Genomic DNA, 6233 nt, shown 5'->3' with positions numbered 1-6233 from the left:
CCCGATTCGAGCACCGTGCCCGTGCCGGACTGCGCAACCGGATCACTCGGCGTGACCTCGATCTCCGGCTTGGAGTCGCCCTGCAGCGTGATCGTCACCGCCGCTTCCGACGGATCCCCGTCGCCATCGGTGATCGTGTACTTGAACGTCACCGTGCCTTCCTCACCCGCGCCCGGGGTGTAGGTGAAGGTGCCGTTGCTGTTGTAGACCAGATTACCGGTGCCGTTCAGACTCCCAGGTACCAGGTTCACGCCCGTTTCCAGATCCACACCATCGGCGCCAGCCGTGTCAGCCCCATGGCCGTTGTCCGCAAACACATCCACTGTCACATCAGCGTCCTCCGCCGATTGCGTCACCGAATCGTCCTGCGCCTCAGGTGTCGTGTCCGTGATATTCGCCACCAGATCAGACGATACTGTCCGCCCTTGATTGTCCATCACGGTAATTCCGATGGTATCGAAAACGGACTCGCCATCGCCCTGACGATGGTCCTGCCAACCATCGGAAACATACCGATAGCTGACTTCACCAGTCTCGGTGTTATAGCCATTGATGATCAGAAGACCACGATCGGTATCGATTTCGATCGGCATCGTTGCCGAAGCCTGCAGATCGCTCAACGTTACCGTACGGGGAGCTGCATCAGCAGGGGCAGCAGCGCCACCACTCGTACCCGTTTCACCGGAAAAATTGAAGATCAGCGCCTGAAGACCACCCGCAGCGCTGAAGCTGAAGGTGCCCACGATACCTGTTTCGGTATCCGTCTCGGAAATGGTGAAATTGCCCGGCACCGTCACAGGCGCCTGCTCGTCACCGCCCGGAATATCGTTTATATCCGGGACATTGATCGTCGGCCCGGCCGGAACCGGCGCGGCAGTATCATCCGCCGTGGCGGCAACCCCGCCCAGTTGCACAAATTCCGGCGTTTCCACGCCCGGGCGCGGATAGGCCAGGCCCAGGGGCGAAGTGGTTTCGAGCACGCTCGCCAGACGGGTGAAATTAAACCCGCCGCCTTCGCCGCCGAACAGCACCGCGGCGGTCGGGTCCAGGATCTCGAAGGGGTCTTCGCCCGCCTGCAGCGCGGCCAGCACCTGGCCGGCGACGTCGGCGGTGGGCGGGGTCACCGCGTGCTCGGCCGGCTGCGGCTGCGCCGCGGCGATGTCGTCGGTGACCACCATGTCGGTATTCTCACCAATAACCACCGGCGGCGTGCCATCGGCCTGCAGCGTCACGGACGCGCCTTCCTCCGTCAGGATGTGGGCGTCGGCCGGCACACGCATCCCTTCGCGCAAGGCGACGAGCGTGCCGTCGGATGCGCGCATCCAGGCTTTGCCAACGACATGAGAAATCAGAACGGTATCGGTCGCCATATATATGCACTCCTCAGAACAACATCACAGCAACTATTGCCTATGCAGCGATATGCATTTAGCAACATTTATGATTTAAATGACTCAAATCTTACAGATACTTGTAACATTGCCCTATTGGCGGTGCCGCCATATCACAGGGTTAACACTAGGTTTCCTTGTGTGACATCAACAAAATCGTAAATATCCCCCTATAAAACATACAAATAGATACATAGAGTGATGCCATGAAGTTACAAATAGCGGATGGCCACATCCACAAACGCACACCGCCCGCCCCGGGCAATGCCTGAGGCGGGCGGTGTGCAATACGCTGGCCGGGACTGAACCCCGCGCCCCGGACTGGCGCCCGGAACAGAAGGCGGCGGGCCGGGCCGGCTCCCGTCAGCCGGCGTCGACTTTCAACTTGCCATCGTGGATCAGGTTGCCGATCAGCTCGTGCTGGTCCGTGGGGCCGCCGGCCGTGAGATCGACGTTGTCGATGATGATCTGCCGGTCATGGCCGGTATCCACGTGCCCCGTGGTGCTGACGTTGATCACGGTCTGATGGCCGTCGCCGCTGATCTGGAGATAATGCGTCAGATCTTCGCCTTCGGCGCGGTCGGAAAGCAGCTCGCTCAAATCGATGCGGTCCCGGCCGTTGGGATCGCTGCCGCCCATGCCGAAATCGGCGATGTGATCCGCGGCGGGAGCCTGCCCGGCGCCCCGGTCGGCGAAGGTCCAGACGAATACGTCATCGCCGGGACTGCCGGCGAGGGAAATGGGGCCGACGGGATGCGGCGGATGGTCATCGACGCGCGGCGCCGCGTCCGTTCCGGCCGCGAAAGCGGCGGCGAGAACGGTATCGTGAGCCGCATCGCCCGGTGCGGGCGCCGCGCGATCCGCATGGGGGTCGGCATCGCCGCCCGTGCCGGTGATCGTGATCACGAGCTCGGCGCTGGCCTTGTCGCCATCGCTGTCATAGATGGTGTAGCCGATCGAGAAGGATTTGGTCTCGCCCGCCCGCAGCGCCTGCGTATGGGCGCTGTCGTTGTTCAGATCGAAACGATAATTGCCGTCGGGATGGAGCGTCAGCGTGCCATAGTCGGACAGCGATTCCCCATCCCCGGAGTGCGCGTCGCCGCCCGCCCACTCCATCTTGTAGTAGCTCTGATCGCCCGCCATCGGGCCGTCTCCCCCCCAACTGCCATGCTGCGCCTGGTTGTCCGGATCGCCGGAGCCGCCGGCGATGATATCGAAACGTGCATCGTCCATGATGTTGCCCTGGACGGGCCGGGTGTCGCCCTCGGTGACGCCGATCTCGATATCGGCCGCCAGCGGGCTGTCGTCCTCGACCTGGACGTCCAGATAGTACGTACTCGACGCATTCGCGGCGCCTGACGGATCGGTCACGGTGATCGGGACCTTCATGCCCAGGACGTCTTCGCCGGCCTGGTCGGGATGCCCGATCGGCGCGCGCAAGACGACGTCGTAGCGGTAGGACCCGTCGCCATTGTCGGTCAGGGTGGCCTGGAGCACGGTGTCGACCACGGCCTGGGCACCGCTGCCATGCTCCACCGTGCCCCGCAGCACGTGGCCGGTTTCATCGACGGACCACTGGATGGTCTGGCCGCTGGACGTCCAGTCGGTCGGCAAGCCCTCGGTCCCGAGCGACACGGTCAGGCGGCCCGCGGCATGGTCCGCATCACTGACGGAAAACGTCCCGCTGGAAGTCGCCGAGTCGGTGGTGTCGGCGCCATCGCCCCGGCCGTTTTCATCGGCCACGCCCGCGCCATGAAGATTGCCGTTGTCGGTCGGCTCATTGTTCACGTAATTGCTGGACAGGCCTTCTTCCGATACGGCCGCGTGCCCGCCCTGGCCATCGAATCTGAGTGTGGGGGCGTTGTTGGCCCCGACCACGGTGATGGTGATCGAGCCAAGCGCGGAATCCCCGTCGCTGTCGGTGACGCGATAGGCGAAATTCTCTTTCGCCTCGTCTCCTTCGCCCAGTGCCTGCAATGCCGCGTACCGCGGATCGCCTTCCACGGCCAGGGTGTAGGTATAGGTTCCATCGGCGTGGATGGTGAGATCGCCGTAGCTGCCAAAGAGCACGAGTTCCCCGCCCGGCGGCATCGGGCTGAGATCGTCGCCCACCGGCTCGTCCCCCCCGTCGGCGCGCGCACCCGTGATCGTGACGGGGTCGCCGCTGTGCGCGTCATTGTCCAGGATATTGCCGCTGACGGTGGCCTGCTCGCCATCGGTGATGGTGTCGTGGTCGTCGACGGGACGCGGCACGGTATCCAGGATGTTGGCCACCAGGTCGGACGACGCGGTCCGGCCTTCATCATCCACCACGGTGATGCCGATCCGGTCGAACACGGATTCGCCATCGGTGGCCGGTCCATGGTCCTGGGGACCGTCGGACCGATACGTGTAATCGACCCGGCCGCTGTCCCGGTCATAGCCCGTGATGAGCAACTGGCCGCGATCCGTATCGATCACGACAGGCGCGTCGGCCGACGCGCCCAGCAAAGCATCCAGCGAGACGAGCTGGGATGCCGGCGCGCCATCGGCGCCGGTGACGTCAAACACCAGATGGGACAGCCCCGCCGGCGCGGTGACGGTCAGCCAGCCGGGGACGCCTTCTTCCGTATTGTTTTCCTCGATGCTGAGCGTCCCGGGCAAGACATGATCCGGTCCATCGTCATTCATGTCGGCGATCTCGATCGTCGGCCCCGGCAGGCCGGGTTGATCGGGCAAGTCCGGCTGGCCGGGCCCGGGCACCAGCGGGTCGCCGCCGATCACGCCCGCGCCGCCGCCCGTCAAGGGCACGGCTTCCAGGGCCGCCACGCCCGGCGCCGGGAAATCCAGGCTCAGCGACGCGGTCGTCTCGGTGACGCTCGACAGTCGCGTGACATCGGTGCCGCCGCCACCGCCGCCCGTCAATACCGCCGCGGTCGGGTCGAGCACCGCGAAAGGATCCTCGCCCGCATCGAGCAGCGCCAGCACCTGGTCGGCCACCGACTCGCCCGCCTCCATCAACGCCGGCTCCGATTCCGGCGCCCGCGCGCGCGTCTCGGCGACTTCCGCAGCGATCACCACATCCGCATCCTGGCCCACCACCATCGGCGCCGCGCCCTCGGCCTGCAGCATGACCTTTGCGTCCGCGCCCGTCACGATGCGCGCATCGGCCGGTATCCGCATGCCCGCGCGCAAGGCGACCTGCTCATCGTTGGGTGTTTGCAGCCAGGCCTGGCCGGCAACGTGGGTGATCAGGACGGTATCGGTCGTCATGCGCATGGAATCCCTGGTAGTGGTCAACAGCGCCCAGCGCCGGTGCAGATCATGCGTCCGGCGAAAAGCAGACTAGGGATACTACCAATGCACAAACCGATTTTTTATGACAGTGACAGGCCTTGTTACCGGCTTTTCTTGCTGTACATCAAATTTTAATGACCGCCTGGCTGATCTTGGAGCCACTGGATGGCCTCCGGCATACGCCGCACCGCGGCTGCACGACGGCCCGCTGATCCATTTGAATGCAACCCATGCGCCAGGGATGCCGGATCAATCGCGGAAGACGTCTTCCAGCGTCGTGGCGTCCACGAAGTTCAGCGACCAGGTTTCCAGGTCGGCGGATTGGGCGGACTGGATACGTTGCGTGGTTTTGGCGTCCACCGGGCCGAAGCGGCGCTCGATCTGGCGCAGCAGCAACCGGATCTGGTCACGCGTGCAGCCGTACTCGTACAGCAGCCGCGCCAGCGAAAGGGTCGGCCCGACCCGCTGTGCCCCGTGGTGCCGCAAGGCCTGCAACTGCGCCATGATCACCACCGCGAACGGGTTCGTGCGGGCCCGCGATTCCAGTTCATCCCAGCGGTCCAGCCACTGGGATACGTGTACGACGGGAAAGGAAAAACTCACACTCTGACCGAGGAATTCGCGCCGGTATTCCAGGCAGTCCGGACCCGAGCGGCTGGCGACCAGGATGCACAGGCTGAACAGGGCGGGCGGGGGCTGTCCGGCCTGGGCGCTGAGCGTTTCGTGCCGGTCTTCGATGCGCGTCCGGTAGCGGTACATGCGATGCGCGATCCGGGCGGTTGCCTGAGGACCGGTGTCACCGCCCTGCACTTCGACGTGGACCAGGATCCAGGCGTCGGCGTCGTCCCGATGGCGGACCTGGACCATACAGGCCGGGACTGCAGGAGCAATGAGAGAGCGCTTGCGGGCGGACATGGCGGCTTCCAGGTTCGGGAAGCCTTATTCTGGGGATACCCGCCCGCTCCGCCAGACTGGGATCTACGGACGGATCAAATGCTCATGCTCTGCTGTCGTACCGCCTTTCCGGGATGGGCCGATGTAAAACGCCCGCTCCCCGGGAGAATCCGGAGAGCGGGCGAAAGGGAGACGGAATAACGGTTTAGCTGTGATCGACCTTCAGCTTGCCGTCGTTGATCAGGCTCTGGATCAGCGCAGCCTGATCGCTGCCATGACCCGCCGTCAGATCGACGTTGTCGATGACGATCTGCTGGTTATGGCTGTTGGCCACATCTCCATCCGTGCTGACGTTGATGATGGTCTTGCCCGCATCCGCGCCGGTGCCGCCGCTGATGTGGAGGTACTGCGTCAGATCGTTGGCGTCCGTATGGCCGCTCAGCAGTTCGCTCAGGTCGAGAGTATCCTTGCCCAGCGTACCGCCGCTCGTCACACCGAAGTCCGTGACGTGATCCACCGCGGGCGTCGCCGTGGAACCCTGGTCGCCCAGCTTCCACACGAACACGTCGTCACCCGCACCGCCGGTCAGGAAGTCGTTGCCAGCGCCGCCATGCAGGTGGTCGTTGCCGGCGCCACCCACCAGAGTGTCGCTGCCCTGGCCTCCAAACAGCG

The 6233-nt window shown here is 64.5% G+C and carries 4 protein-coding genes; all 4 read right to left on the bottom strand.

Annotation, left to right across the window (positions count from 1 at the left end; genetic code table 11):
- The coding region (locus ACFO27_RS12135; RefSeq protein ID WP_376817556.1) for a retention module-containing protein at positions 1-1370 on the bottom strand (1370 nt) is incomplete at its 3' end.
- 384 nt (positions 1371-1754) lie between these two features.
- The gene (locus ACFO27_RS12130; protein WP_376817555.1) at positions 1755-4649 is read right to left on the bottom strand and encodes a retention module-containing protein; all 2895 of its coding nucleotides are present in this window, start codon (positions 4647-4649) and stop codon (positions 1755-1757) included.
- A 267-nt stretch (positions 4650-4916) separates the two neighbouring features.
- Positions 4917-5534: a DUF4351 domain-containing protein gene (locus tag ACFO27_RS12125; RefSeq protein WP_376817554.1), complete on the bottom strand. Its 618-nt coding sequence runs from the start codon at positions 5532-5534 to the stop codon at positions 4917-4919.
- Between the two features lie 232 nt (positions 5535-5766).
- Positions 5767-6233 (bottom strand): type I secretion C-terminal target domain-containing protein (locus ACFO27_RS12120; RefSeq protein WP_376817552.1); only part of this gene is annotated, 467 nt, incomplete at its 5' end.

The organism is Castellaniella denitrificans, assembly GCF_042653765.1.
Taxonomy (GTDB): domain Bacteria; phylum Pseudomonadota; class Gammaproteobacteria; order Burkholderiales; family Burkholderiaceae_B; genus Castellaniella; species Castellaniella denitrificans.
This window is presented reverse-complemented; position numbering and strand designations above follow the sequence as displayed.

Excerpts from the sequence above, each read along its gene's own strand:
- ACFO27_RS12125 (WP_376817554.1), bottom strand. The coding sequence starts at position 5,534 with ATGGTCCAGGTCCGCCATCGGGACGACGCCGACGCCTGGATCCTGGTC.
- ACFO27_RS12130 (WP_376817555.1), bottom strand. The coding sequence starts at position 4,649 with ATGCGCATGACGACCGATACCGTCCTGATCACCCACGTTGCCGGCCAG.